Raw genomic sequence first — 25818 nt, forward strand, 5'->3', positions numbered from 1 at the left:
CGTCCGCGACGCCTTAGTGCGCTTCGCGGCGCTCCTTGTCCGGCCACCGTCGTTTGACGAGATACAGGTGCTCGCAGACAAGGACCGTTTCGTCCGACTGATTCAGCACCTCGACCAATTCGACGACCACTCCCAGATCGGCGCGTTTGGCATGGTCGCGTTTGGCCGTGATGGTCGCCTTGACGGTGATGGTGTCGCCGATGAAGACCGGACGAACGAACCGCAACCGGTCGTAACCGTAGGACATCGCATGGGGGTTGATCGTGGATGCGGTCATGCCGATGCCGACGCTAAAGACAAGCGTGCCGTGCGCGATCCGCCGCTTGAAATCCTGCGTGGCGCACCACTGGGCGTCCATGTGATGCGGAAAGTTATCGCCGGTCTGGCCGGCGTGGATCACGATGTCGGCTTCCGTGATCGTGCGGCCGAGGGTGCGGCGGGCGGAGCCGGTCTGGTAATCCTCGAAAAACAGCTCGCTCACGATCATGCGTGACGCTCCTTGTTGTCCCCCGACGCCGAATAGCGCAAGCGTCGCCTGAGGGCGAAGCGCCTTTATTCAAATATGGAAACTATTTTCATATATGGAATGATGTCAAGCTGCTTGACGGATCCGTTGAAAACGTCGGCTGCTCCGGCCGGCGGCGACCCCGCCGCGTGCTATGGTCGGCGTTCATTTGGGGTGCGGGCGAGCGATGACGAAAGAGCGTGAGAACACTGAAGAGCGCTACAAGGCGCCGGCACTGGACAAGGGCCTCGACATCATCGAGCTCCTGTCGGGCACCGATGAAGGGCTGTCGCAGGCCGAAATCGCAAAGGCGCTCGACCGCTCGCCGAACGAGATCTACCGGATGCTGGATCGGCTGGTTCGGCGGAACTATATCGTGCGAACCAGCGAAGACCGTTACGAACTGTCGCTGAAGCTGTTCGGGCTCGCTCATCGGCATCCACCCATGCGGCGCCTGGTAAGTCTGGCGCTTCCTGCGATGCGCCGCTTCGCGCGCGACGCGGAGCAGGCCTGCCACATGGCAGTCTATGATCGCGGCAGCGGAGTGGTCGTTGGACAGATCGATGCGCCGGGATATTGGGGATTCTCAATCCGGGTGGGTTCGCATATCAGCCTGCTGAACACCGGATCGGGTCACGTCTTGCTCGCCTTCGTACCTGACGCGGAGCGCAAGCTGATGCTGGAGGAACGAGTGCCTGTTCCGGGCGAGACCGTACCGGAAAGGTTCGAGCAGATGCTCGCAAAGGTGCGACAGCGAGGCTACGAAGTTCGCCCAAGCCAACAAACAGCCGGCGTTACGAATATTTCCGTTCCCGTTCTCAGTTCGACCGGGACCTTGCTTGCAGCGCTGACGTGCCCGCATATTCGTCGTCTCGACCGGCACGATGCACCATCAAGAGAGGATGTTCTCACGATGTTGCTCGCGACGGCCGGCGAAATCTCCGCTGCCGCGGGCGTAGCCTGAAATCTCCGCAACCTACCCCTGACCGCCGAGCATCAGGTCGCGGCGGCGGTCCGGCGTCTGTTGCTTTTTTTATTCACATATGAGTACTGTATTCATATAAGAATGAGAAGCCGCGCCTGATCGGATCGACTGCAGGACGCTCGAGCGCTCCGGCACGGCGAACGAAACTTGTCCGGCAGAAGGTGGCGCGATGCGCGAAACGACACTCCCCCTCGACGGCCTGCTGGTCGTCGACTTGAGCCAATTTCTATCCGGCCCCTACTGCTGCCTCCGTCTGCTCGATCTCGGAGCACGGGTGATCAAGGTCGAACGACCGGAGGGCGGCGACCTGTCTCGCCGCCTGTATCTCAGCGACGGCGAGATCGGCGGCGACTCCACGATCTTCCACGCGATCAACCGCGGCAAGGAAAGCCTGACGATCGACCTCAAGGAGCCCAGGGATTTGGCGGCGCTGCGTAAGCTCCTCGCGCTTGCCGACGTTGTGGTTCAGAATTTCCGTCCCGGCGTCATCGAGCGGATCGGGCTCGACTACGAGACCGTGAGAGCGCTCAATCCGCGGATCGTCTACGCCTCCATCACCGGCTACGGCACCAAGGGTCCATGGGTCCAACGACCGGGCCAGGACCTGTTGGCACAGTCCCGATCCGGGGTGATGTGGCTGAATGGCGACGAAACCCAAGGGCCGGTCCCTTTCGGGCTTGCCATTGCTGACATGATGGCCGGCGCGACACTGGCTCAGGGTATTCTCGCCGCACTGGTCCGGCGCGGCGTGACGGGGCGAGGCGCCCATGTAGAGACGAGCTTGCTTGAAGCGCTCATCGATTTCCAGCTTGAGGTGCTTACGGTACATCTGAATGACGGTGGGCGATTGCCCAGCCGCTCCGCGCTTCGCAGCGCCCATGCCTATTTGGCCGCGCCATACGGCGTCTATCCCACCAAAGATGGTTTCCTGGCGATCGCCATGACGCCGATCCCGAAGCTCGCCGACCTGCTCGGCCTCGATGCGCTTGCGCCTTATCGTGACGACCCCGCGAGCTGGTTCAATGCCCGGGACGCCATCAAGGCGATCATCGCCCGTCGCCTAGCCGAGCAAACCAGCGACTATTGGCTGTCGATCCTCGAGCCCGCCGATATCTGGTGCGCGAAGGTCCTCTCCTGGCCTGAATTGCTGGAGAGCGAGGGCTTCAAGTCGCTGGAAATGCTGCAAACCGTGTCACGCGAGGATGTCAGCATCCGGACCACCCGCGCGCCGCTGCGCTTTAATGGCTTCAGGCCGAAGGGCGATCAGGCGGCACCCAAGATCGGCGAGCATTCGGCCGCTCTTCGCCGGGAGTTCCTGCTGTGATCCATCTCACGGGCATGACGTGGAGCCATCCGCGCGGCTACGACCCGCTGGTCGCGTGCTCGGAGGTCTGGCGGCGCCGCAGCGGAGTAAGCATCACGTGGGAGCAGCGTTCGCTTCAGGATTTCGAGAGCTTCCCGGTGGTCGAACTCGCCAAGCGCTACGACCTGATCGTGATCGATCATCCGCACGTTGGGCAAATCACCCAGGAGAAGTGCCTGCTGCCGCTGGATGTCGCAGGCCGCGAGGCGGAGCGTACTGCGCTTGAGGCCGCATCCGTCGGCCCCTCCTACCCTTCATACAGGTGGGACGGAAAGCAATGGGCATTTCCGATCGACGCGGCCACCCAGGTCCAGGCGTTTCGACCGGACCGGCTGCCGCAAGCCCCGACGGAATTGGCCGAGGTGATGGAGCTGGCGCGTCGCGGGCGGGTGGCCGTTCCGCTCCGCCCGCCGCATTCCCTGATGCTGTTCTATACGCTGGCGGCGCATCTCGGCCAGCCGTGCGGCATTGAGCGTTCGCGTTTCGTGGATTCTGAGACCGGCCTCGAAGCCTGGCGCATTATTCGCGAGCTTGCCGGATTTATCGACCCCTCGGACCTCGACCGCGATCCCATCGCCGTGTTCGAAAGAATGGTCGATGACGCCTCGGCAATCGACTGCGTTCCTTTCATCTACGGTTACGTGTCCTACGCCCAGGCCGGCTTTCGCCGGCGACTGATCCGTTTCGCCAATATCCCGACGATCGATTCGCGCAAGCCGGTCGGCGCCGCGCTCGGCGGGACCGGAATCGCCGTTTCCGCGAAAACGCCGCACGCGGCGCGGGCGATCGATTTCGCCTATTGGATCGCAAGCGCGGAGGTGCAACGGGGACCTTATGCCGCTGCCGGCGGTCAGTGCGGACATGCCAGCGCCTGGGACGATCCGACCGTGAACAGCGCGACCGCTGAATTCTACCGAAGCACACGCGCGACCCTCGAGGGATCCTACGTTCGGCCGCGACACCATGGTTACATGGCATTCCAGGCGGCTGCGTCGGAGCGGATCAATGCAGCGCTCAGGGCCGGCGAAAATGGCCTCGCATTGCTCGGCGATCTCAATCACCTGTTCGAGACCAATCTGCCGATCCATCCATGAGACACCAGTTGCACAGCAATAGCGAGGCCGTCGGTCGCCGGCTGATCGGCGGCGTCCGCTAAGCAAGATCATTCCGTCGCGAGGTAGATCAGCGCCAACAGCGGCAGCGCGCCGCCGATCGAGGCCGCCAGCGTCCAGCCGCCTTGCACATAAGCCCATCCGCCGATCGCCGAGCCCGCCGCGCCGGCGAGAAAGAACGTCGTCATATAAAGCCCGTTGAGGCGGCTTCGCTGCTCTGCGCCCAGCACGAACAGCGCGCGGTAACCCAGCACGACGTTGGCCTGCACGCCGAAATCAATCGCAATCGCCGCCGCCACGAATGCGGCCAGCGACAGCGGCGAGCCCAGTTCGCCGAACCGGGTCAGTGCAAATCCGCCGGCGGTCAGCAGCATGGCGAAAGCAGTGGCGGGGCGGGTCCAGCCGCGGTCGGCAATACGGCCCGCAAGCGGGGCAGCAATGGCGCCTGCGACGCCGGCCAGCGCGAACAGGGCAATGCCGGCTTGCGAGAAACGGAAGTTGGGGCCCGCGAGCTCCATCGGCACCGTGGTCCAGAACAGGCTGAACGCGCCGAACAGACCGGCCTGGTAGAGCGCGCGGCGCCGCAGCACCGGCGTGGTCCGCGCGAGGTGCACCATCGAAGCCAGGAGCTTGCCGTAACCGAGGCGTGTCCTCGGCTCACTGACCGGCAGCGAGCGGCGGAGCACCAGGCATAAGACCACCATGGTCGCGGCCGAGACGCCATAGACCACGTGCCAGGACGATACCGCCGCGATGAAGCTCGCGGCGGGACGCGCCAGCATGATGCCCAGCATCAAGCCCGTGGTGACGTTGCCGACCACCCGGCCGCGCACGGCGTGGGGCGCAAGATGGCCGGCATAGGGAATGAGGATCTGCACGGCCACCGATCCGAGCCCGATGAGCAGGGATGCCAGGAGAAACGGCAGCGGCGCGCTCGACAGCGCCGCCCCGGCGAGCGCCAGGGCACCAAGACCGGTCACGGCAATGACAAGCCTGCGATTCTCGACGAGGTCGCCAAGCGGCACGATCAGCAATAGACCGGCGCCATAGCCGATCTGCGTCATGGTCACGATCAATCCGGCGAGCTGCGGCGACAGCCCCAGATCGGCGGCGATCGGTCCCACCAGCGGCTGCGCGTAATAGAGATTGGCGACGATCAGGCCGCACGATGCGGCCAGCAGAAGAGTGATCCAGCCCGAAACGTCTTGGGAGTCGCCCGGCAGATCGGAAGCGATCGTGGTCATGTTTCTTGATTTTCCTTTGCTGGGAACGGGCGTTCCCCGAGATGTGCCAAAAGATCAGGCGAGTGAGTTCGCGGCGATGCCGACGATGATCGGCATCTCCGATAGCGACGGCCGGCCTTGGGCGCAGCACAAGGCTCTGCAGCCCCGAGCCGCGTGGCGTCTCCTCCGGATCAAGTTTGTTTTGAAATCGATTTGTCCGCCTGCCCTTGCCGGACCAAACCGCGAATGACGTGCCAGGATGACTTAATGATCGCTCCCGCCTTGGCAAGATGGCCCGTGACGCGACATGCGAAAGCGGGACAGCAACGGCGTTAATGGCCGGTTTTGGAAGTCATCATCGGCGAGCTCAACTCAAATGTCCGTGCGAATGCCCACCCCGCGCGCGTTGCGGGCCTGATCGTGTCGCCCTCGCACTTCAGGGTTGCAAATCTTTTCCGTCTCGGCACATTGGTGGCGATGGCCGAACAACCCGACCCGTCTCAGGACCAGCCCAAGGGGCCGCGCGAGGAGCCGCATTATCACGGCCACCGGCAACGCCTGCGCGAGCGTTTTCGTCAATCGGGCGCGGATGCGCTCACCGACTACGAGCTGCTGGAGATGGTGCTGTTCGCGGCGCAGCCGCGGCGCGACATGAAGCCGCTCGCCAAGGCGCTCTTGAAACGGTTCGGCTCCTTTGCCGAAGTGATCCACGCGCCGGAAACGCTGCTCCGCGAGGTCGACGGCATGGGCGACGCCTCGATCGGCCAGCTCAAGCTGATCGCCGCGGCGGCCACCCGCATCGCGAAAGGTGAATTGAAGCAGCGAACGCTGCTCTCATCATGGAGCGACGTGATCGACTATTGCCGCACCAGCATGGCCTTTGCGGACAAGGAGCAGTTTCGCATCCTGTTCCTGGACAAGCGCAACCAGCTCATCTCCGACGAGGTGCAGCAGACCGGCACGGTCGACCACACCCCGGTCTATCCCCGCGAAGTGATCAAGCGCGCGCTCGAACTCTCCGCCACCGCGATCATCCTGGTCCACAACCATCCCTCCGGCGATCCCACGCCGTCGCAGGCGGATGTGCGGATGACGAAGGCGATCGTCGACATCGCCACGCCGCTCGGGATCGCCGTGCACGACCACATCATCGTCGGCAGAGGCGGGCACGCGAGCCTGAAGGGGATGCGGCTGATGTAGGCTCCGCCGCGCCGGAAGGTCTTTCGGACGACGTATTCTCGTCAAGAAGCCGAACACTCCCCGCCCCTCCCAGGGCCGAAGCATGCTGGCCGACAACTAGAGCAATTCATGGCTAGGCTGAATCGGGAGGGATTCCCCTGAGGGTTGGTTTGTGATTCAAGATGCTGGCTGGGCTGGGGGCCAGCATCTGATGAGCCGACCTCTTTCCAATGATCTGCGAGAGCGAGTGGTGGCGGCGATGGCAGCTGGCGAGAGCTGCCGTACGGTAGCGGCACGGTTTGGTGTTGCAGTGTCGTCGGTGGTGAAGTGGTCGCAGCGCCATCGGGCGACCGGCTCGGTGAGCCCGGGCAAAATGGGCGGGCATCGCAAGCCGGTGCTGGAACCACACCGCGCTTTCATCAAAGAGCGGATCCGACAGACGCCGCATCTGACGCTGCACAAGCTGAAGGACGAACTCGCCGCGCGCGCGGGGTCAAGGTCTCGCACAATGCGGTCTGGACATTCCTGCGGCGCGAAGGACTGCGATTCAAAAAAACGCTGTTCGCCCTCGAGCAAGGCCGCGCTGACGTTGCGCGTCGGCGGCGACGCTGGCGGTCATGGCAGGCCAGCTTGGATCCCCAGCGCCTGGTTTTCATCGACGAGACCTGGATCAAAACCAGCATGGCCCCGCTGCGCGGATGGGGACCGAAGGGCGAGCGGGTGCGAGGTTTTGCCCCGCACGGCCACTGGCGAACGCTGACTTTTCTCGGCGCTCTGCGCTGCAATGGTCTCACGGCCCCTTGCGTCTTCGACGGGCCGATCAACGGCGAGTGCTTCCGAGCTTATGTCGAACAGCAACTCGTTCCCGTTCTCAAGCCCGGCGACATCGTCATCATGGACAATCTCGGCAGCCATAAGTCGGCCGCTCTGCGCCGCATCATCCGCGGCGCCGGCGCCAGGCTCTGGTACCTGCCGCCTTACTCACCAGATCTCAATCCGATCGAGCAGGCCTTTGCCAAGATCAAGCATTGGATGCGCATCGCCCAGAAGCGCACCATCGAAGACACTTGGCGTTGCATCGGCGACCTCGTCACAACTATCCAGCCCCGCGAATGCAGCAACTATTTCGCCAACGCAGGTTACGCTTCCGCCAAATCGTGAAACGCTCTAGGACATCCGAAGCGCGACGCGTCGGCAAAGGCGGCAGGCAAGCCTGAAGGGCATGAAATTGATTCGGCTCATCCGCCCATTTACCATTCATTTACCATTCGCTTCGCGTTCCGCCGAATGTGTGTCAGAAAAGCTCGTCATCGAAGGAGGGGACCGATGATGAACGAGACAGCGGTGCGGATGTGGGGCGCGGGCTTGGCGATGCTGAGGCCTGCTTACCTGATCGACAGGTTCTTAGATTGGGTCGAAAAGGTGAGCGGCCCGATCATGCCAGCGCAAGTCGACACGCTCTCTTGCCAGGTCGCGCGCATCGAACCGCTACCGGATCAATCCGGCGTATAAGCTGGAACGGATGCGCGACCGCCGCGCTCTTCGGCGCTAGCACACACGACTGCAATCATCTTCGGCAAGATCGGCGCGGCCGTAAAGATGGGCTGATTTGGGCTCAAGCTGCGCCGAGTTCAAGAATATTGCCGATCAATCGAGAGGCACCGTCGGGCGCCTCTGCGAACTGATCGGCGTCATTCGATGATATTGCAATCAATAACAGTAGCGCGGACGAACGCGGATCCAGGCGCCGTCGGGGCGCTGGATGTAGCAGCCGTCGCGATAATAATAGTAACCGCCGCGGCGTCGTTCGCCCTCGCTGGCAATGGCCGCCCCGGTGCCCGCGCCGACGATCGCGCCGATTGCTGCACCGCGGCCCCCTCCGACGGCGCCGCCGACAATGGCGCCCGCAGCACCGCCCAACAGCGCCCCGCCCAGCGTATCCTGGGCCACGGCCTCATGAACGGGCATCGCGACCGAGAGCGCCAGCAACGCGGCAATTCCGAGCTTTTTGAACATCCGTGCAGTTCTCCATTTGCGTTTCATTCCACGATGCTTGTTCGCAATCGCTTTGACGCAAGTCAATCGCTTCGCTTTCGCCTCCTGCCGGAAAAGCGCTTGAACCTGCCGCCGCGACAGAGCAATCAATCATGACGGCCCGATGTCGAACCTGGGGGAACGCTGTCGCAGGGCCGCGATTGACCCATGGTCATGTCTCATCGAGAGGAGTTCAGCATGGCCAAGAGCAAAAAGCAGGCGCAAGCCCTTGCCATCAAATTGTCACGTGACCGGCGGGCAGGTAAAAGGATTCCAGCGCCGCCCAAAGGGCAATATTCCGAGGAGACCAGGCGGAGAGCCCGGCGCGATCTCGAGCGCGGACGTGCAAAGCGGCGCGTTGCGAAGAAGCGCCGCAACAGGACGCAATAACGACCGCTACGGCACTGCTTCGTGAATGATCCCCTGGGGCGTCGCATGGTCGAGCTTGCCGGCATAGAGCGAGACCGGCGGATGCGCGCACGCATCAGTGTTGACGTCGAGCAGGGTCACGACCTGCGCCTCGAGCGCGGCGCCGAGCGCAATGTCCAGATCGGCGACGGTCTCGATCACCTCACCTCTTCCGCCGCAGGCGCGGGCGATCGCCGCATGATCGACGCGGCCAAGATGTCCCGACGAGGTGTAGCGGCCGAACTTCACCTGTTCGGCATCTTTCTGATAACCGAGCACGGCGTTGTTGAGCACCACCACCGTCAACGAAAGGCGCGTGTCGCCTCGGCGAGTGCCGCAAGCGTCTCGCGCGCATCGCCGAGCAACCGCATGGCTTCATAGTTGCGGCCGATCTCTTCCGGATCGATGTCGATGTGAATGAGCCGCGCCTGCCGCGGGATCAATGTCCATGCATCCGTGCCGTCTTCATTGGTCCTGGTGCCGACCAGCAGGACAACGTCCGCCTCGTCCAACAGAGGCCTGGTGTGGCGGCCGAGCGAGCCGGGTCCATTCAACGCGCCAAGCGGCCCCGCCGAGAGCGGGTGTTTCGGCGACCGCGCCCTTGCCCATATTGGTGGTCACAACCGGCAGGCTCGCTTCTTCCTGCAGTCTTGCGAGCGCGGCACTCGCTTGCGAGGCGTGAACACCTCCTCCGGCAACGATCACCGGATTCTCGGCGGATGCGATCAGCTCAGCCGCTTGCGCAATCAGCCGCTGCGGCGGACGCGGCCGATCGATGGGCCAGGCGTCAAACCGAAGGCTACGCCTTGGGCTGCCGCTAACTTCTGCGCGCTGCAGATCGAGCGGCAGCATGAGCACCGCGGGACCGGCGCGACCGCTGCCGGCAGCAACGAATGCCGCATCGATCAAATCGTCGATTTGCTCTGGGTCCTCCAGGCGCCGGAACCACTTGGTCACCGGCGCGAACAACGACTGATGATCATATTCCTGGAACGCGTTCCTGCCGATATGCGCGCGCTCGACTTCCTGGATCAGGGCCACGATCGGGCTGCCGGCCTTCATCGCCTCGGCGAACGGCGCGACGATGAGCGCCGCCGCCGGTCCGTTCTGGCAGAAGATCACGGGGATCCGGCCCGAGATGCGCGCGAAGCCATCGGCCATCGCACCGCCCATGTTCTCCTGGCGATAGGTGATTTGCCTGATGCCGCTTTCCTCGCAGGCAAGCACCACTGCGGACGGCACGCTCTGCCCGAAGGCAAACGTCGTACCGTGACGTCGGAGCGCATCGGCGGTTCGGTCGGCAACGGTTCGAGTTCGGTTGAGCATGATCGATCTCCCTTCACGCATTTTCCCGGGAGAACCACGACGCTCGCGCGTCGCGTCAATTGGTGCGAGCTGCCATCGTTCCCGCGGCGACGGAGTTCGATGCGAGGGAACACCGACAGGCGCAATTCTCACGCGAGTTTTGATGCTTTTGCTCGTTCATGCGCGGAACTGCAGAAGCATGCCGGAGTTTCGGACGAGGGGACGCTCAGGTAGCGTCCACACCACCATTGTCGCGCTGAGGAGAAGGAGATGACGCCTCTGAAAAGAACCTCGGGCGAGCCGATTTCCGCTTCGGGCAGCACACCCGTCGAGCGCATGTATTTTGCCTGGAACGATGCGCTGTCGCGCAACGACGCAGAAGCGCTGCTGGCGCTTTATGCGCCTGACGCTCATTTCGAAAGCCCGCTTGTTCCGCATTTGCTCAATTGCGACAGCGGCACGCTGCACGGTCACGACCAACTACGGCCACTATTCGCGCAACTCGCCGAGCGCAAGCCGCCTGTCCGCCAATACTACCGGACCGGTTATCTCACCGACGGCAAACGCTTGATCTGGGAATATCCACGCGATGCCGGCAAAGGCGAGCAGATGGATTTCACCGAGGTCATGGAACTCAACGACGACGGCTTGATCCAGCGTCACTGCGTCTATTGGGGCTGGTTCGGCGTCCGGGTGCTGCAGCGGAACGAATATCACCGCTGACCGGACCGCCTGATCATCTCCTCGCCATCGACGTTGCATCTGTAACCATTCTGCTTGCCTCCGTCACCTCACGGAAACAGCCATCCATGCGGCGAGGCAGCATGTGTTTGCGCAAGAGCGCTTCTACGACGCGGCCGGAAAGAACGCGCTCGGCTTCTCACCGGTCGATCCGATGTCGGGGCAATGACCCTTCTTCAACGCTCGATGCAGCGCTGCACGGCCTCTGCCGTATCGGCGGGCGTGGTGTTGAAGCAGATCGCGGCCGTCGGCGCGAGCCGGTGCACGAGATTGATGATCTTTTCGAACAGCAGCAGCCGCTCCGGCGGCTGCCTGAGGCCCGCGCCGATCAGCACGCAATCAAAAGCGACGGCCCTGAGCGCGTCGGCCGTCACCGCCTCCGCGGTATCGCCGAGATCGATCAAGCACAGGGTGACATCGTAGCCGAGATCGCGCACCCGATCGACCTGGGTATCGATGTGCTGGCGAAACAGCTCGGGCGTGAATTGCGGCAGGGCCGAAAAATCCACGAAGGACGGATCGATCCCGAGCGCCAAAACCTTTTTCTTCGCCATCGCTGCTGCTCCAGTGGCCGGCAGGCATCGCACAACATGAGATCAAGCCAACGCTTGCTCGCTCGCCCCGGTTCCGCTCCGGGGCAAAGCCGCTCACTGCCGCAGCATGATCAGCGGATCGGCGCTATCGGGCACCAGCCGCCACTGCGCGTTATCGTCCGCCTCGAAATGCCAGGTCTCGCCGCGATCGGACATCAGAAGGATCTGGCCACGCTCCAGGCGCCATTGCGTCGGCGCGAAGGCGGCGATGACAGCATCGCATTTCGGTTTCAGGAACACCTGGAAATTGTCGTTGCCGGCGTCATTGTTGGTCAGCGTCAGGCCGCAGACGGTGTTGCCGTCGCCGCGGACCATGGCCCAGTCCCCGATCATCTGGTCCATCGACTTGGCGAGCGAGCGCGCGGCGGCGAGGTTCTGCAGGATGTAGACGCCCTCATTGGCGCGGACGCCTTCGAAAATGCCGGTCTCGACCTCGGTGAAATCGAGCACCGATTCTTCCTTGGCATCCTGCAGCCGGACGATATCGAGCCCCTTGATGCTCCAGTTGGTGATGTCCTTGGTGAAGGGCAGTGCCGCTGCGCAGCCGGGCTCGAGCGCGAGCTTCAACCCATGCGAGGTCGAATCGCCTTTCAGCGTGACCACGCAGGTCTTGCTGCGATCGGTCGTGGACAGCTCCCACTGGCCGATCATCTCCTGCTTCAGGCTTGCCGCGTCCTGCGCGCACACGGGCGACACGGCCGGCATCGCCAGGAGCGCACATGCAAGCACCGCGGCATCTTTCATCGCTTAAGCCTTTATGGGCGTTTCCGCCACCGGTGTGAGCGGCGGCTTGCCGGCGAACCAGGCCTTGAGATTGTCGACGACGAGCTGGTCCATCGCATTGCGCGTGACCACGGAGGCCGAGCCGATATGTGGCAGCAAGACGACGTTCTGCATCGCCTTCAGGTCATCCGGCACATGCGGCTCGCGCTCGAACACGTCGAGCCCGGCCGCCAGAATGGTTCCCGACTTGAGCGCCTGGATCAGCGCCTGCTCATCCACGACCGTGCCGCGCGCGACGTTGATGATGACGCCACGCGGCCCGAGCGCCTTCATCACCTCGGCGTTGATCATCTTCGCCGTTCCCGCCCCGCCGGGGACGATGACGACGAGCGTATCCACCGCCTTCGCCATCTCCATCAGGTTGGGATAATGCTGATAGGACAGGCCCGGGACTGGATTGCGGGTGTGATAGACCACCGGCACCAGCGAGGCCTCGAGCCGCCGCGCGATCGCCTGCCCGATCCGGCCCATGCCAACCATGCCCACCTTGCGGTCGCGCAACGAGCCGGCGCTCAGCGGATATTGCTGCGTCTGCCACAGACCGGAGCGCAGATATTTGTCCGCCTTGACGAACTCGCGCAGGGTCGCGATCAGAAGGCCCATGGCGAGATCGGCGACCTCTTCGGTCAGCACGTCGGGCGTGTTGGTGACCATGATGTTGTGATCGCAGGCATAGGCGGCATCGACATGATCGTAACCGACGCCGAAGGAGGACACGATCTCGAGCTTCGGAAACCGCGCCAGCGTCTTGGCGTCGGCGCGCACCGAATTGTAGGTGATCGCGATCCCGCGGATTTTTGCGGCCACTTCCGGCGTCAGCCGTTCCAGATCGCCCGTCGTCTCGAAATGATGCAGCACGAATTGATCGGAAAACCCGTTGTCGACGATCGGCTTGCGCGGTCCATGCACGAGGAGATCGATTTTTTCGGAGGAGATTGTTCCGGCCGCCATCAGCTTTCCTTTCCAAGCGCGCTTTCATGCCAGCGCCGCAATGCGAGATGCGAAATTAGCGCCAGCAGCCCATAGATGACAATCCCGGCAAGTGACAACAGCAGGAGCGCCGCGAACATGCGGGGAATGTTCAGACGATAACCGGATTCGGCGATCCGATAGGCGAGTCCGGAGCCTGCCCCCGCGGTGCCCGCCGCGATCTCGGCGACCACGGCGCCGATCAGCGACAGGCCACCGGCGATGCGCAAGCCCCCGAGAATATAGGGCAAGGCCGAGGGCAACTTGAGGAGCCGCAGCGCCTGGAGGCGCGAGGCGCCATAGAGCTGAAACAGTCCGGCAAGATTGCGGTCCACCGAGTTCAACCCCAGCGTGGTGTTGGACAGCACCGGAAAAAACGCGACGATCCAGGCGCAGACGACGACGGCGGTCTGCTGCGGCAGATAGATCAGCAGCAGCGGCGCGATCGCGATGACAGGCGTCACCTGCAGGATCACCGCATAGGGGAACAACGAATATTCCAGGAGCTTCGACTGGTTGAACAGAAGCGCCAGCGCGATACCGCCGACGGATGCGGCAATGAAACCTTCAAGCGTCGTCAGCAGCGTCGTCAACAGCGATTGCCACAGCACGTCCCAATCGCCGATCAAGGTCTTGAAGACAAGTACCGGGCCGGGCAGGACATAGGGTTGAATGTCGTTGAGGCGCACCACGAGTTCCCAGACGATCAGGCCCAGCGCTAGCACGAGCACCGGCAGCACGATCCGCGACAGCCGCAAGGCATTGCCACCGTCGGGTACCTGCTGCTTGCCTTGAGCGCTCATAGCGCGGACCGCCCGGAATAGGCCGGCGCCAGCGCCGCGGAGACCTTGCGGCAGTAATCGGCATAGGCGGCGGACGTTCTGAACTCGTCGCCGCGCGGCTCGACCGTTGCGATGCCGATCTCGGCCGCGATGCGGCCGGGTCGCGAGGTCATCACCACCACGCGCTGCGACAGATAAACGGACTCGAACACCGAGTGGGTGACGAAGATGACGGTCTTGCGCAGATTGCGCCACAGCGCGAGCAGGTCGTTGTTGAGACGGAAGCGGGTGATCTCGTCGAGCGCGGCGAACGGCTCGTCCATCAAGAGAATGTCAGGGTCGGTCACCAGCGCGCGGGCCAGCGACACGCGCATCTTCATGCCGCCGGAGAGCTCGCGCGGATAGCTCTGCGCGAATTCGGCAAGACCGACGCGCTCCAGCGCCTCCCTGATGCGCACGTCCGCTGCGGCGGTGGGCGTGCGCGCGAGCCTCAAGGGAAGGCGCACGTTCTCCCACACCGAGGTCCACGGCATCAGCGTCGGCTCCTGAAACACGAAGCCGATGGCATGGCCTGGCCGCGCATCGCTACCATGACGCGATGTCTGGACGGTGCCCGTGGTCGGCGCGGCAAGCCCCGCGATCAGGCGCAGCGCCGTCGATTTGCCGCAACCCGAGGGGCCCACCAGCGCCAGAAATTCGCCCTTGTGGACTTTCAGGTCCAGAGGTCCGAGCGCCGAAATTCCGCCTTCAAAGGTTTTGGTGACGCCGCGCAGGCTGACGGAGAGTCCGGCAAGATCCGCCTCGGTATCGGACAAGACCTGCACCATCCGTCAGTTCTTTGCCCGCAAATCCAGGCCAACGCCCTTGTTGACGAAGCGAAGCGTGTAGGATTTGCGATAGTCGAGGTCGGGGCGCACGACGCCCGCCTTCACCATCTTCTGAAAAAAGCTGGTCATGCGCTCGTCGCTCATGGCGCCGATGCCGTTCTTCAAGGAGTCGCCGGAATCGACGATGCCGTATTCCCTCATCTTGCTCACGGAATTGGCGAGCAGTTCGTCGGTCATTTCCGGGTTGACTTTCTTGATCAGCGCATTGCCGGCCGAATTATCGCCGTAGATATAATTGTACCAGCCGATGATGGAGGCATCGACGAAACGCTGCACCAGATCGGGCTTCTTCTCGATCAGGTCGCGCCGGGCCTCAATGAGGGTCGAATAGCTGCTATAGCCGTAATCGGCGAGCAGGAAGATCGTGGGCTTGAAGCCGGCGGCCTTTTCGACCGCGAACGGCTCGGAGCTGACATAGCCCTGCATCGCGCTTTGCGCCGAGGCGATGAAGGGCTGTGGATTGAAGGTATAGGGACGCACGTTCTTTTCGTTAAAACCATACTCCGATTTCAGCCACTGGAAGTAGCTTGTCATCCCTTCCTTGGACACGAACAGGGTCAGCGGCTTCAAATCTTCGAGCTTGGTCGCCTTGGTCTCGGGATGAGCGAGAAGCACCTGCGGGTCCTTCTGGAACATCGCGGCCACCGCCACGACAGGCACGTTGTTGGCGACTGCATCGAACGACATCAGCGTGTTCGCTGCCATGAAGAAATCGATCTTGCCCGCGATCTCCAGCATGCGGTTATTGGTATTCGGCCCGCCCGGCACGATGGTGACGTCGAGGCCGTATTTCTTATAGGTGCCATCTGCAACCGCCTGGAAAAAGCCGCCATGCTCGGCTTCGGCGACCCAGTTGGTTCCGAAGGAGACCTTATCCAGTTGCCCGTCCGGCTTGGATTGGGCGGATGCGGGTGAGGTCATCAGCCACGCCGCGGCGAGGCCGGTTAACGCTCGCCGCAAAAGAGCCGGGTTCATGGTTGGACTCCGTTGATCATTCTGGCCCATGATTGGGAGGTCTTTCGGATGCTTACAGCATTCCGGAATGGAAGCTAAACTAGCTTGCAAATGCTCCGAATGAAACCTTTCGCGCGATGAATGCCACCCCGCCCCGCGACTGGGCCGACATAAGCTGGCCCGAGATCGACGCCGCCGAGCCTGCCCGCTGGATAGCGGTGCTGCCGCTCGCCGGGACCGAGCAGCATGGTCCGCACCTGCCGCTTGGCACCGACGTGATGATCGCGCAAGTCTATCTCTCGCGCGTGCGCGAGCTGCTGCCGGCCGATCTTCCGGTCACATTCCTGCCCGTGCAGCCGGTCGGGATCTCGACCGAACATATCGACTTCCCGGGGACGCTATCCTTGTCGGCAGAAACCGCGCTGCGGCAGTGGACGGCGCTGGGCGAGAGCGTCGCGCGAGCCGGCGTGAAAAAGCTTGTGATCGTCACCAGCCATGGCGGCAACAGCGCGGCCATGATGCTGGTCGCGCAGGAGCTGCGCGCCGCGCACGGCCTGCTGGTGGTCACCACCTCGTGGTCACGCTTCGGTGCGCCGCAGGGGCTGTTCTCCGATGAAGAGCTACGCCACGGCATTCACGGCGGCGCGGTGGAAACGTCCATCATGCTGGCACGGTTTGCCGAGCATGTGCGCATCGACAAAATCGCCAATTTCCGCTCCGCCAGCATCGACATGGACAAGCGATATCGCTGGCTTTCGGCGCAACGGCCGGCACCGTTCGCCTGGCAGACGCAGGACCTGCATCCAAGCGGCGCGGTCGGCGATGCGACGCAAGGCTCGGCGGAGAAAGGCGAGCGCCTGATCGAGCACGGCTCGCGCGCGTTCGTCGAACTGCTCCAGGATGTCGATAAATTCGACGTGAAGACATTATCGAAGGGCCCCCGGGGCTAATTCCATCCGATCGCACGTTGCGACGTCCCGACCGGGCGCCCCCGGGGGGGGAGGGGTGGGGTCTTTTGTCGATCCACCTTGACATAGCATAGGGGGGTACCCTATGAGGCTAGCATGACGCACACGATCAAAGAGAAGAAAAAGCTGCTGGCACGCGTGGGCCGCATTCGCGGCCAGGTCGAGGCGCTCGAGCGCGCGCTCAACGACGAGATGGAGTGCGGCCGGATCATGCACATGATCGCGGGCATCCGCGGCAGCGTCGCTGGCCTGATGGCCGAGGTGGTCGAGGACCATGTGCGCACCCATCTGGTCGATCCCCAAAAGAATCCGGGCGCATTGAACGCCGATGCGGCCGAGCAGCTCATCGATGTCGTTCACACCTATTTGAGGTGAGTGACGATGGCGGAGGTCGACCACGCGTTCCAGCTTGCCCGACACGAACACGTCTTCCTGGGCCGAGACCATGACAGGGCGGAGCGCCGCACCTGGGCTGTGATCGTTCTATGCAGTGTGATGATGGTCGCCGAAATCATCGGCGGCGCGCTGTTCGGCTCGCTGGCACTGATCGCCGACGGTCTGCACATGTCGACGCATGCCGGCGCACTGCTGCTCGCCGCGCTCGCCTACACCTATGCCCGCAAATACGCTTACGACCGCAGCTTTACTTTCGGCACCGGTAAATTCGGCGATCTCGCGGGCTATACCAGCGCGATCGTGCTGGCGATGATCGCGCTCCTGATCGGGTATGAGGCGGTGGAACGCCTGCTCCACCCGGTGCAGATCCATTTCGACGAGGCGATCCCGATCGCGGTCCTGGGGTTGATCGTCAACATTGCAAGCGCGTGGCTGCTGTCGGGCGGGCATAGCCACGGCCATCATCATGGGCATCACCATCGTGAGGGGCGCGGACATGCTCATCACCATGAGCAAAACCATGACGACGCGCCGCAGCTCGTGACGTTCGGCACACGCGAACTCGCCATCGAGATCTGTGAGGACGGCTCTCCGCCGCGCTTTCGCATCATCGCGGAAGCCGGCGCGCTGCCAGCGGCATCCGATTTCGCCATTGAAACCGTGCGGCCCGATGGCAGCCGCCAGCTCTTCGCCTTCGCGGACCAAGGCAGGTATCTGGAATCGCGCGACGAAATTCCGGAGCCGCATGCTTTTGTCTGCCAGGTGTCGTTGCTTGAGGCGGGACGGCAGTGGCGGCACGAGGTTCGGTTCGAGGAGCACGAGCACGGCCACGACCACGACGCGGCCCATCGGCGCGACAACAACATGCGCGCGGCCATCGTCCATGTGATGGCCGACGCCGCCGTCTCCGTGCTGGTGATTGCCGGCCTGCTGCTGGCGCGCGGCTTCGGCTGGGCCTGGATGGATCCGATCGCCGGCCTCATCGGTGCGCTGGTGATCGCGAACTGGTCGATCGGCCTGTTGCGCGACACGGGCGGCATTCTGCTTGATCGCTTGCCGGATCCAGGGATCGCCGAGAAGGTTCGCCAGGCGGTCGAGAGCGAGGGGGACCAGGTCACCGACCTGCATCTGTGGCGGCTCGGGCCCGGACATCTCGGCGCCATCGTGAGTGTGGCGACTAGTAAGTCGCGCGAAGCCGCGCATTATCGCCGGCGCCTGGCGCGCTTTACCGACCTCTCGCACGTCACGGTTGAGGTCCAGCACGCGCCGCCCGCGCGGGGCTGACCACACGCCAGCGGCGGACGCTCCTCAGGCTTTGAGGAGAGATATTCGCGCTTAAGACCGAAGAAAATCCGCTGCACTGCGGCGTTGACCCTTGACGAGAGGGACGACCGGCGTGTTTCGTGTGCCAAGTTGTCGCACCGGAGAATCGCGTGAAACGTTTCGACGTGATCGCAATGTTCGCAAGCCTTTGGCTTCTCGCGTCCATGGTGATTGACGCCGCCACTCCGCCGGAGCTGAACGTCTACATGATCGGCGCTGCCATTGCGCCGGCCACCGCCGTTTCGGCCCTCCTGTATTGGCTTCGTGTTCCGAGGATCGATTTCGCCGTGGTCTTCGCGACGCTTTGGATGGTGTCCGAGATGGTCCTTGAACTCATTTCGCCGAAGCCGCTGTCGCCGCTGATGGCGATTGTTGCGGTGGCACCGATGGTCATTGTCGGCAGCATCATCAATTTCCAGTGCTGGCGCCGTCGTTCGAAGCTGCGGCCGCTGACGAGCCCGCCCAGCTCGACCTCGTAGCGGTGCCCTGCTCTCACCCCGCACGCAATGGAGCGGATATCTTTCCGCGATGATGCTCGCATGCGCTGGAGCGAAGGATTCGCTCGCAGCGAGAGTGCCCCAACGGCCCTCTTCCGACCTCAGCCCGCGCGCAGCAGCGCGAAAATAGCCATCTCGCCCATTAAAACGGTGCTGACGACGGCGAGTACCAGATACACCTCGCCGGATGAGGACGGTACGACCTTCATTGGCTTCATTGGTTTTCCTCCGCGTCGCAGCGAGGTCCCAACAAATCCCGCGAAACCGTAAACCCCTTTTACTGATGTAAGTTCCCTGCCAAGACGATCAGACCAAAGGTGAAGGTTACGGGCACCCCGTCGATCCAGGACCAGCTCGAGCATCCGCCCTGACGCGGGACCCTAAAGATATTTTGCGATCTGCCTGAATTCCTTCAGTGCCGCCTGCCCCTTTGCCCCCGATGCCTTCAACGTCCCTTCGAGGCTGTGACTGATGTGATCGTGGATCAGCGCCTTCTTGGCGTTGTCGATCGCGCCTTCGACGGCCTGCAATTGCTGCGCGATCTGGGCGCAGGGTCGCCCCTGTTCGATCATCTCGATGATGCTCTCGAGGTGACCATGGGCGCGCCTCAGGCGGCGGGCGATCGCGGCATGCGGCTGGTCCGGCATTGACGTCTCCTATCCTCCCCTGAGGATAACAGCGATCCTGCCCGTAGGATAGCGGTGGAAGCTTGACTCGCGCCGGGACCGGGCCTATGTGCCGGTTGCGGCTGCTCGCAGCGAATGCCCGCCGCCGCATTTCAACCCTAATGAAGAGACCATGGGCAGTACCCGCTTCGGCAGCGCCAGCCCGATTGCTTCAATCGCAGCCGCGTTGCCGCCACAACATGAGATCGACCGCGACGGCGGCAGCCGCGCGAGGGGTGGTGGTCGCTTTTAATTGACCGCCTTGCCGCTCCCCCTGCCGCGCCGGCCGCGGTTATGGAGGTGAGCGATGTTCGAGAGGGTCACCAAATTCCGAATGCTGGGATCCCGGCGCCTCGCGCTGGACGTGCTCGTACCGGCCAACGACAACCGCCGCGGCACCCGCCAAAGCACGGCGCGCCGGGCCCGCGCCCCGCGGCTGATTTGCCGTTGGGCGCTCGGCGAAGGCACCAACCGGCCAACCTGTCGCTGGGAGCTGGAAAGCGCTGACGAGCCCAATCCTTCGTTGCAGTTTGCAGCGGCGGGCGAGTCAGGCATTCACAAGACTGTCTTGCGACTGTCTTATCTCAGGCTGCCTCTCGGAGCGGCCCTGCGCTATCGGGACACCGCGTTGGATACGGGCGAACCTTCGTACGGGTCGAGGGCGCGTCCGGACCATCGCGTTGTGTTGCACGTGCGTCACTAGAGGATGCGATCTAGCGACTCATCCGACACCTCTCCTTCCCATCGAGAGCAGCTTCCAATAAGCTCTAGTTGCGAATGATTTGCAATAAGGCCGGGCAATGAATCGCGCATGCTGCGATCGCATTCTGAATGGATGCCGGGGCCGGCGGGTTCGGGTTTCCTGGGCTATCACGGGCATTGAATGTTGGGGCTCATGACGCAATGGACGATCGCACTGGCCGCACAAGCCGTGGCGCGCAGCGCGAAATGCCGCGCCCGGTCGTCGACGTCGTTGCTCGCCCTGGGGCTGTTCGCACTCGGCACGCCGGCGCTCGCGGCGGACTTGCCGCTGAAGGCGCCCGCGCTCAAGGCCGTGTACGACTGGACCGGCTTTTATGTCGGCGGGCATTTCGGCTATGGCGGCGCGAGCCTTGGCCCCGGCACCAATCCGCTGCCGCTGCAAGGCATCTTCTTTCCGCACAGCCCCACCGGCCTGATCGGCGGCTATCAGATCGGCTACAATCGCGAGCTGGCGAACCATCTCGTGCTCGGCATCGAGGCGGATGCCTCCTTTACCAGTCCGGTCGATGAGCCGGCACTGACGCCCGCCCCGTTCAAGACGACCCTCGATTATGTCGGCACGCTGCGGGGCCGCATCGGCTACGCCTTCGGACGCTGGATGCCGTTTGTCACCGGCGGCTTCGCCTGGGGGCATACCCACATCAACATCAATCAGGATCCGGCGAACACCAGCAGCATCATCTCCTCACCCGGCCATTATCAGCCCGGCTGGACCGCAGGCCTTGGCCTCGAATTCGCCGTCAGCGGCAATTGGACCGCCAAACTCGAATATGACTATATCGAGCTGGCGCTCCAGACCTATGACCTCAGCAGCTTTGCGCTGCCCGGCGTCACCGTCGATCCCCGCATCCATCTCGCCAAGATCGGGCTCAACTACCAGTTCGGCGACAAGCTCTTCAGCCCGACCGCCTTGGCGGATGCAAAGCCGGCTTTGCCCGAGTCGAACGATTGGAATGTTCACGCGCAGACCACCTTCCTGCCGCAGGGCTATCCGTCGTTCCGCTCGCCCTATGCGGGAGCGAACAGCCTTCCCGGCAGCGGCCAACTCCAGGCAACATGGACCACCGCCGCCTTCCTCGGCGTGCGCCTGTGGGACGGCGGCGAGTTCTATTTCAACCCGGAACTGGCGCAGGGTTTTGGCCTCAACGGCACGCTCGGCCTCGCCGGCTTTCCGAACGGCGAGGCGCAGAAGGCCGGCGCGGCGTTCCCGAAAATCCGGCCACAGCGCTATTATTTCAAGCAGACCTTTGGCCTCGGTGGCGAGCAGGAGGACGTCGCCGACGGCCCCAATCAGCTTCCCGGCAAGCGCGACATCGATCGTGTCACCGTCGTGGTCGGCCGCTTTGCGGTCGGCGATTTCTTCGACAACAACGCCTATGCCCACGATCCGCGCGCCGACTTCATGAATTGGGCGCTGTGGGAATCGGCCGCTTACGATTTCCCCGCCGATCTGCCCGGCTATACGCGCGGCGCCATGGTCGAACTCAACCGCAAGGATTGGGCGGTACGTGGGGCCGTGCTCGAAGTGCCGTCGCAGCCGAACAGCGACACCCTGACCTTCAAGACCGGCGGCGCGGTGGTCGAGTTCGAAGAGCGCCACACCATCTTCGAGCAGCCCGGCAAGCTGCGGCTCGGCGCCTTCGGCAATCAGGGCGTGACCGGCAATTATCGCCAGGCGCTGGCGATCGAGGCCACGGATCCGAGCCAGGACATCAACGATGTGATGGCGAGCATTCGTCACGTCAATCCGAAATACGGCTTCTATGCCAATCTCGAGCAGCAGGTCATGAAGGACATCGGCCTGTTCGCGCGCGTGAGCTGGAACGACGGCCAGAACGAAATCCTGTCCTTCACCGACGTCGATCGCAGCCTGTCGGGCGGCGTCTCCATCAAGGGCAGCTATTGGGGGCGCGACAACGACACCGTCGGTGTGGGCGGGGCGATCAACGGGCTTTCCGCCGCGCATCGCGATTTTCTCGCCGCGGGCGGCCTTGGCCTGTTGATCGGCGACGGCCGCCTGAACTACAGCCCCGAGCAGATTCTCGAGGCCTACTACGCCTACCAGGTGACCAAGAATTTCACCGTGACCGCCGACTACCAGTTCATCGCCAACCCCGCCTACAACGCTGACCGCGGGCCGGTTTCGATCTTCTCCTGCCGTCTGCACGGCGAATTCTAGGGGTCTCGTCCGATGACGCTGCAGGATCTCCGCATCGCCGTGCTCACACAGGCGCCACGGCCCAATATCTGGGACGTCGTGGCCCTGATCCTGGTGATCGGCGCCATGGTGCTGATCGTTTATGGCGGTGAGCAGACCACGCTGCCCTTGTCGGCGTTAGATACCGCTCCGGTCACACTCGATCCGGTACATCTGCCGTTCTATGCGCTGCGCACCACCATGCGCATGCTGCTGGCGATGGCCTGCTCGATCGTGTTCACGTTCGTCTATGCGGCGATCGCCGCCAAGAGCCGGCGCGCCGAGATGGTGCTGATCCCGCTTTTGGACATCCTGCAATCGGTGCCGATTCTCGGCTTTCTCACGTTCACTGTGGTGTTCTTCCTCAATCTGTTCCCGGGAAAGGTGCTGGGTGCCGAGCTCGCCTGCGTGTTCGCGATCTTCACCAGCCAGGCCTGGAACATGACCTTCAGCATGTATCAGTCGATGCGCAATGTGCCGAAGGACCTGGATGAGGCCTCGCAAAGCTTTCACTTGAGCGGCTGGCAGCGGTTCTGGCGGCTGGATGTGCCCTTTGCCATGCCGGGCCTGATCTGGAACGCCATGATGTCGATGTCGGGCGGCTGGTTCTTCGTGGTGGCCTCGGAGGCGATCACGGTCGGCAACACCACCGTGACCCTGCCCGGGGTCGGCTCCTATGTGGCGCTCGCGATCGAGAAGCGCGATCTGCCCGCGATCGGTTATGCCATCCTGACCATGCTGCTCGTCATCATCGCCTATGACCAGCTCCTGTTCCGCCCGATCGTGGCCTGGGCCGACAAATTCCGCTTCGAGCAGACCGCGTCCGGCGATGCACCGACCTCCTGGATGCTCGATCTGTTTCGCCGCACCCGCGCGCTGCGTGCTCTGACCCTTCCCTTTGCCGGGCTGAACCGCGCATTTTCAAACCTCGACATCGAGTGGCCGAAGAGCTTCCGCTTGCCGGTCAAGAGCGGCCCGCCCTCACGCCTCGTGGATGCGCTCTGGTTTCTCCTGATCGGGATCGGCACAGGTTACGCCGCGAACCGCGCCTACACCTATCTCTCGGCCAGCCTGGAGCCGTCAGACGTCTATGGCGCCATCGGAGATGGCCTTATTACACTTCTGCGCGTGACCGTGCTGATCGCGCTGGCCACGCTGATCTGGGTGCCGGTCGGGGTCTGGATCGGGCTGCGGCCGAAACTTGCCGAGCGGGTGCAGCCGCTGGCGCAATTCCTGGCGGCCTTTCCGGCCAACCTCGCCTTTCCGGTGTTCGTGCTGCTGATCGTGCATTACCGGCTCAACGCCAATGTCTGGCTGAGCCCGCTGATGATCCTGGGCACGCAGTGGTACATCCTGTTCAACGTGATCGCGGGAGCCACCGCCTTCCCCAGCGACTTGCGCGAGGCCGCTTCCAGCCTGCACCTGAAGGGCTGGCGCTGGTGGATCAAGGCGATCCTGCCCGGCATCTTCCCCTATTACATCACCGGCGCCATCACCGCCTCCGGCGGCTCGTGGAACGCGTCCATCGTCGCGGAAGTGGCGAGCTGGGGCGACACCCATCTGTCTGCCAAGGGACTCGGCGCCTATATCGCCAAGGCCACGGAAGCCGGCGACTTTCCGCGCGTTGTGCTCGGCATCACCATCATGTGCGTTCTGGTGACGCTGTTCAACCGGCTGGTCTGGCGCCCACTCTATGCTTTCGGCGAGCGCCGGCTCCGCCTCGGCTGACCATGAGGGACCTTCATGCTCGACACGTTAAAGCAGCAGTCCACCCTGATCGATATCCGCGGCGTCAGCCGGGTGTTTCCGAAAGGCAGCGGCGAAGATCTACGTGTGCTGGACAATGTCGACCTCACGATCCGTTCCGGCGAGATCGTCGGGCTGCTCGGCCGCTCGGGCTCCGGCAAATCGACCCTGCTGCGCATCATCGCCGGCCTGATCGCGCCATCCTCGGGCAATGCATCTTGCCGTGGCCAAACCATCGTCGGTCCACCGCACGGGGTGGCCATGGTGTTCCAGTCGTTCGCGCTGTTTCCCTGGCTCACGGTGCTACAGAATGTGGAATTGGGACTTGAGGCGCTCGGCATCGATGCCGCGGAGCGGCGCAAGCGGGCGCTGGCGGCGATCGACCTGATCGGCCTGGACGGCTTCGAGTCCGCCTTTCCCAAGGAATTGTCGGGCGGCATGCGCCAGCGCGTCGGCTTTGCCCGGGCGCTGGTCGTCCATCCCGACCTCTTGTTGATGGACGAGCCGTTTTCGGCGCTCGACGTGCTGACCGCGGAAACGCTGCGCACCGACCTCGTCGATCTCTGGAGCGAGGGCCGGCTGCCGATCAAATCGGTATTGATGGTGACGCACAACATCGAGGAGGCGGTGCTGATGTGCGACCGCATCCTGGTGTTTTCGTCCAACCCGGGCCGGGTGGCCGCAGAGTTCAAGGTCGACCTGCCGCATCCGCGCAACAGGCTCGATCCGGCGTTCCGGCAGCTCGTCGACAATCTCTATGCGCGCATGACCCAGCGCCCCACGACCCCGCCACCGACATTCGAAAATATTCCGGGGCCGACCGTTGGCATGGTGCTCGACCATGTCTCCTCGAACGTACTGTCGGGCCTGATCGAGGCGCTGGCCGCCGAACCCTATTACGGCCGTGCCGACCTGCCGGTACTGGCTGGCCAGTTGCAGCTCGAGGCCGACGAGATCCTGCATCTTGGCGAATCCCTGCAACTGCTGCGCTTCGCCCTGTTTCACGACGGCGACCTCGTCCTCACCGAAGCCGGCAAGCGCTTTGCCAATCTCGAGACCGACGCGCGCAAGAAACTGTTCGCCGAACATCTGCTTGCCTACGTGCCGGTGATGGGACTGATCAAGCGCGTGCTCGACGAACGGCCCTCGCACACCGCGCCCGCCGCTCGCTTCCGCAACGAGCTCGAGGACTATATGTCCGAGGAATATGCCGACGAGACCTTGAAGACGATCGTTTCCTGGGGCCGCTATGCCGAGCTGTTCGCCTACGACGAGCAGTCCGAAACGTTCAGCCTGGAGAATCCGGGCTCGGATGAGGGTGGCGGTTGAGGTCGTCTGCGATTGGCATCTCCTCGCTTGTTTGACCCGCCATCCTGAGCTGCGAGCCAACGGGTCCGCGCGGAGCCCGAACCGTCGACAGGCTCCGCGAATTTGGAGGGGC

At 63.3% G+C, this 25818-nt stretch carries 26 protein-coding genes and 1 pseudogene; 16 read left to right on the top strand and 11 right to left on the bottom strand.

All coding sequences use genetic code 11. From position 1 onward, the window contains the following. Nucleotides 1-13: 13 nt before the first annotated feature. Nucleotides 14-487: a MaoC family dehydratase gene (locus P6U23_RS37925; protein ID WP_407177381.1), complete on the bottom strand. Its 474-nt coding sequence runs from the start codon at nt 485-487 to the stop codon at nt 14-16. Nucleotides 488-692: 205 nt separating this feature from the next. Here P6U23_RS37925 and P6U23_RS37930 point away from each other — a divergent pair, with 205 nt between their 5' ends. From P6U23_RS37930 to P6U23_RS37940, 3 genes are all read left to right on the top strand, one after another. Continuing rightward, complete coding sequence (locus P6U23_RS37930) at nt 693-1469, top strand: IclR family transcriptional regulator (RefSeq protein WP_407177382.1); 777 nt, start codon at nt 693-695, stop codon at nt 1467-1469. A gap of 190 nt (nt 1470-1659) precedes the next feature. Beyond that, nucleotides 1660-2814: a CaiB/BaiF CoA transferase family protein gene (locus P6U23_RS37935; RefSeq protein WP_407177383.1), complete on the top strand. Its 1155-nt coding sequence runs from the start codon at nt 1660-1662 to the stop codon at nt 2812-2814. 14 nt (nt 2815-2828) lie between these two features. Next, complete coding sequence (locus tag P6U23_RS37940) at nt 2829-3947, top strand: ABC transporter substrate-binding protein (RefSeq protein ID WP_407181717.1); 1119 nt, start codon at nt 2829-2831, stop codon at nt 3945-3947. Between the two features lie 68 nt (nt 3948-4015). On the opposite strand, the gene P6U23_RS37945 is transcribed toward P6U23_RS37940, so the two are convergent. Further along, nucleotides 4016-5209: an MFS transporter gene (locus tag P6U23_RS37945; protein WP_407177384.1), complete on the bottom strand. Its 1194-nt coding sequence runs from the start codon at nt 5207-5209 to the stop codon at nt 4016-4018. On the opposite strand from P6U23_RS37945, the gene P6U23_RS37950 reads away from it, so the two are divergent. The 4 genes from P6U23_RS37950 (at nt 5202) to P6U23_RS37965 (ending at nt 7879) form a co-directional block, all read left to right on the top strand. Beyond that, a complete protein-coding gene (locus tag P6U23_RS37950; RefSeq protein ID WP_407177385.1) occupies nt 5202-5438 on the top strand; it encodes a hypothetical protein in 237 nt (78 codons plus the stop codon). The two genes, P6U23_RS37945 and P6U23_RS37950, sit on opposite strands and share 8 nt — an antisense overlap. Nucleotides 5439-5665: 227 nt before the next feature. After that, complete coding sequence (gene radC, locus P6U23_RS37955) at nt 5666-6388, top strand: DNA repair protein RadC (protein ID WP_407181718.1); 723 nt, start codon at nt 5666-5668, stop codon at nt 6386-6388. A 190-nt stretch (nt 6389-6578) separates the two neighbouring features. Then, a protein-coding gene (locus P6U23_RS37960; protein ID WP_407177386.1) for an IS630 family transposase occupies nt 6579-7528 on the top strand; the annotation gives its coding sequence in 2 pieces (ribosomal slippage) (nt 6579-6848 and nt 6851-7528; 948 coding nt in all). Nucleotides 7529-7693: 165 nt separating this feature from the next. Continuing rightward, a complete protein-coding gene (locus P6U23_RS37965) occupies nt 7694-7879 on the top strand; it encodes a hypothetical protein (RefSeq protein WP_407177387.1) in 186 nt (61 codons plus the stop codon). A gap of 198 nt (nt 7880-8077) precedes the next feature. Here the strand turns inward: P6U23_RS37965 and P6U23_RS37970 are convergent, their stop codons facing one another. Both P6U23_RS37970 and P6U23_RS37975 read right to left on the bottom strand, forming a co-directional pair. Beyond that, on the bottom strand, nt 8078-8383 hold the full coding sequence (locus P6U23_RS37970; protein ID WP_024509353.1) for a glycine zipper domain-containing protein: 306 nt from the start codon (nt 8381-8383) through the stop codon (nt 8078-8080). Nucleotides 8384-8797: 414 nt separating this feature from the next. Next, nucleotides 8798-10135, bottom strand: a pseudogene (locus tag P6U23_RS37975) (thiamine pyrophosphate-binding protein). 249 nt (nt 10136-10384) lie between these two features. Between P6U23_RS37975 and P6U23_RS37980 the strand changes: the two are divergent. Further along, nucleotides 10385-10837, top strand: a complete 453-nt coding sequence (locus tag P6U23_RS37980; protein WP_407177388.1) for a nuclear transport factor 2 family protein — start codon at nt 10385-10387, stop codon at nt 10835-10837. Between the two features lie 194 nt (nt 10838-11031). Here P6U23_RS37980 and P6U23_RS37985 read toward each other — a convergent pair whose 3' ends face one another. The 6 genes from P6U23_RS37985 to P6U23_RS38010 all read right to left on the bottom strand — a co-directional run bounded on the left by P6U23_RS37985 (nt 11032) and on the right by P6U23_RS38010 (nt 15844). Next, on the bottom strand, nt 11032-11409 hold the full coding sequence (locus P6U23_RS37985; protein ID WP_407177389.1) for a hypothetical protein: 378 nt from the start codon (nt 11407-11409) through the stop codon (nt 11032-11034). Between the two features lie 93 nt (nt 11410-11502). After that, nucleotides 11503-12192: an AprI/Inh family metalloprotease inhibitor gene (locus P6U23_RS37990; protein WP_407177390.1), complete on the bottom strand. Its 690-nt coding sequence runs from the start codon at nt 12190-12192 to the stop codon at nt 11503-11505. Between the two features lie 3 nt (nt 12193-12195). Further along, nucleotides 12196-13182, bottom strand: a complete 987-nt coding sequence (locus tag P6U23_RS37995) for a 2-hydroxyacid dehydrogenase (RefSeq protein WP_407177391.1) — start codon at nt 13180-13182, stop codon at nt 12196-12198. Further along, nucleotides 13182-14003, bottom strand: coding sequence for an ABC transporter permease (locus P6U23_RS38000; RefSeq protein WP_407177392.1), 822 nt, complete (start codon nt 14001-14003; stop codon nt 13182-13184). The genes P6U23_RS37995 and P6U23_RS38000 overlap by 1 nt, the downstream gene beginning before the upstream one ends. Then, nucleotides 14000-14809 (bottom strand): ABC transporter ATP-binding protein, encoded by an 810-nt coding sequence (locus tag P6U23_RS38005; protein ID WP_407177393.1) that lies wholly within the window; start codon nt 14807-14809, stop codon nt 14000-14002. The genes P6U23_RS38000 and P6U23_RS38005 overlap by 4 nt, the downstream gene beginning before the upstream one ends. Before the next feature lie 3 nt (nt 14810-14812). Beyond that, nucleotides 14813-15844, bottom strand: a complete 1032-nt coding sequence (locus P6U23_RS38010; RefSeq protein WP_407177394.1) for an ABC transporter substrate-binding protein — start codon at nt 15842-15844, stop codon at nt 14813-14815. Nucleotides 15845-15960: 116 nt separating this feature from the next. Between P6U23_RS38010 and P6U23_RS38015 the strand changes: the two genes are divergently transcribed. The 4 genes from P6U23_RS38015 (at nt 15961) to P6U23_RS38030 (ending at nt 18989) form a co-directional block, all read left to right on the top strand. Further along, nucleotides 15961-16773, top strand: a complete 813-nt coding sequence (locus P6U23_RS38015; protein ID WP_407177395.1) for a creatininase family protein — start codon at nt 15961-15963, stop codon at nt 16771-16773. Nucleotides 16774-16887: 114 nt separating this feature from the next. Next, a complete protein-coding gene (locus P6U23_RS38020; RefSeq protein WP_024509362.1) occupies nt 16888-17166 on the top strand; it encodes a metal/formaldehyde-sensitive transcriptional repressor in 279 nt (92 codons plus the stop codon). Nucleotides 17167-17172: 6 nt separating this feature from the next. Continuing rightward, a complete protein-coding gene (gene dmeF / locus P6U23_RS38025; RefSeq protein ID WP_407177396.1) occupies nt 17173-18471 on the top strand; it encodes a CDF family Co(II)/Ni(II) efflux transporter DmeF in 1299 nt (432 codons plus the stop codon). Between the two features lie 149 nt (nt 18472-18620). After that, complete coding sequence (locus P6U23_RS38030) at nt 18621-18989, top strand: hypothetical protein (RefSeq protein WP_407177397.1); 369 nt, start codon at nt 18621-18623, stop codon at nt 18987-18989. Nucleotides 18990-19387: 398 nt separating this feature from the next. Here the strand turns inward: P6U23_RS38030 and P6U23_RS38035 are convergent, their stop codons facing one another. After that, on the bottom strand, nt 19388-19654 hold the full coding sequence (locus tag P6U23_RS38035) for a metal-sensing transcriptional repressor (protein WP_407177398.1): 267 nt from the start codon (nt 19652-19654) through the stop codon (nt 19388-19390). Nucleotides 19655-19979: 325 nt separating this feature from the next. On the opposite strand from P6U23_RS38035, the gene P6U23_RS38040 reads away from it, so the two are divergent. From P6U23_RS38040 to P6U23_RS38055, 4 genes are all read left to right on the top strand, one after another. Then, nucleotides 19980-20375: a hypothetical protein gene (locus P6U23_RS38040; protein ID WP_407177399.1), complete on the top strand. Its 396-nt coding sequence runs from the start codon at nt 19980-19982 to the stop codon at nt 20373-20375. Between the two features lie 180 nt (nt 20376-20555). Next, nucleotides 20556-22613: a carbohydrate porin gene (locus P6U23_RS38045; RefSeq protein ID WP_407177400.1), complete on the top strand. Its 2058-nt coding sequence runs from the start codon at nt 20556-20558 to the stop codon at nt 22611-22613. A gap of 12 nt (nt 22614-22625) precedes the next feature. Further along, nucleotides 22626-24359 (top strand): ABC transporter permease, encoded by a 1734-nt coding sequence (locus P6U23_RS38050; protein ID WP_407177401.1) that lies wholly within the window; start codon nt 22626-22628, stop codon nt 24357-24359. A 15-nt stretch (nt 24360-24374) separates the two neighbouring features. Next, entirely contained in the window at nt 24375-25706 is a 1332-nt protein-coding gene (locus P6U23_RS38055; protein WP_407177402.1) for an AAA-associated domain-containing protein, read from the top strand. The last annotated feature ends 112 nt before the right edge of the window (nt 25707-25818 follow it).

It is taken from the genome of Bradyrhizobium sp. STM 3562, assembly GCF_045571435.1.
Classification (GTDB): Bacteria; Pseudomonadota; Alphaproteobacteria; order Rhizobiales; family Xanthobacteraceae; genus Bradyrhizobium.

Coding starts and splice junctions, on each gene's coding strand:
- P6U23_RS37925 (WP_407177381.1), bottom strand. CDS start 487: ATGATCGTGAGCGAGCTGTTTTTCGAGGATTACCAGACCGGCTCCGCC.
- P6U23_RS37930 (WP_407177382.1), top strand. CDS start 693: ATGACGAAAGAGCGTGAGAACACTGAAGAGCGCTACAAGGCGCCGGCA.
- P6U23_RS37935 (WP_407177383.1), top strand. CDS start 1,660: ATGCGCGAAACGACACTCCCCCTCGACGGCCTGCTGGTCGTCGACTTG.
- P6U23_RS37940 (WP_407181717.1), top strand. CDS start 2,829: ATGACGTGGAGCCATCCGCGCGGCTACGACCCGCTGGTCGCGTGCTCG.
- P6U23_RS37945 (WP_407177384.1), bottom strand. CDS start 5,209: ATGACCACGATCGCTTCCGATCTGCCGGGCGACTCCCAAGACGTTTCG.
- radC (WP_407181718.1), top strand. CDS start 5,666: ATGGCCGAACAACCCGACCCGTCTCAGGACCAGCCCAAGGGGCCGCGC.
- P6U23_RS37965 (WP_407177387.1), top strand. CDS start 7,694: ATGATGAACGAGACAGCGGTGCGGATGTGGGGCGCGGGCTTGGCGATG.
- P6U23_RS37970 (WP_024509353.1), bottom strand. CDS start 8,383: ATGTTCAAAAAGCTCGGAATTGCCGCGTTGCTGGCGCTCTCGGTCGCG.
- P6U23_RS37980 (WP_407177388.1), top strand. CDS start 10,385: ATGACGCCTCTGAAAAGAACCTCGGGCGAGCCGATTTCCGCTTCGGGC.
- P6U23_RS37985 (WP_407177389.1), bottom strand. CDS start 11,409: ATGGCGAAGAAAAAGGTTTTGGCGCTCGGGATCGATCCGTCCTTCGTG.
- P6U23_RS37990 (WP_407177390.1), bottom strand. CDS start 12,192: ATGAAAGATGCCGCGGTGCTTGCATGTGCGCTCCTGGCGATGCCGGCC.
- P6U23_RS37995 (WP_407177391.1), bottom strand. CDS start 13,182: ATGGCGGCCGGAACAATCTCCTCCGAAAAAATCGATCTCCTCGTGCAT.
- P6U23_RS38000 (WP_407177392.1), bottom strand. CDS start 14,003: ATGAGCGCTCAAGGCAAGCAGCAGGTACCCGACGGTGGCAATGCCTTG.
- P6U23_RS38005 (WP_407177393.1), bottom strand. CDS start 14,809: ATGGTGCAGGTCTTGTCCGATACCGAGGCGGATCTTGCCGGACTCTCC.
- P6U23_RS38010 (WP_407177394.1), bottom strand. CDS start 15,844: ATGAACCCGGCTCTTTTGCGGCGAGCGTTAACCGGCCTCGCCGCGGCG.
- P6U23_RS38015 (WP_407177395.1), top strand. CDS start 15,961: ATGAATGCCACCCCGCCCCGCGACTGGGCCGACATAAGCTGGCCCGAG.
- P6U23_RS38020 (WP_024509362.1), top strand. CDS start 16,888: ATGACGCACACGATCAAAGAGAAGAAAAAGCTGCTGGCACGCGTGGGC.
- dmeF (WP_407177396.1), top strand. CDS start 17,173: ATGGCGGAGGTCGACCACGCGTTCCAGCTTGCCCGACACGAACACGTC.
- P6U23_RS38035 (WP_407177398.1), bottom strand. CDS start 19,654: ATGCCGGACCAGCCGCATGCCGCGATCGCCCGCCGCCTGAGGCGCGCC.
- P6U23_RS38040 (WP_407177399.1), top strand. CDS start 19,980: ATGTTCGAGAGGGTCACCAAATTCCGAATGCTGGGATCCCGGCGCCTC.
- P6U23_RS38045 (WP_407177400.1), top strand. CDS start 20,556: ATGTTGGGGCTCATGACGCAATGGACGATCGCACTGGCCGCACAAGCC.
- P6U23_RS38050 (WP_407177401.1), top strand. CDS start 22,626: ATGACGCTGCAGGATCTCCGCATCGCCGTGCTCACACAGGCGCCACGG.
- P6U23_RS38055 (WP_407177402.1), top strand. CDS start 24,375: ATGCTCGACACGTTAAAGCAGCAGTCCACCCTGATCGATATCCGCGGC.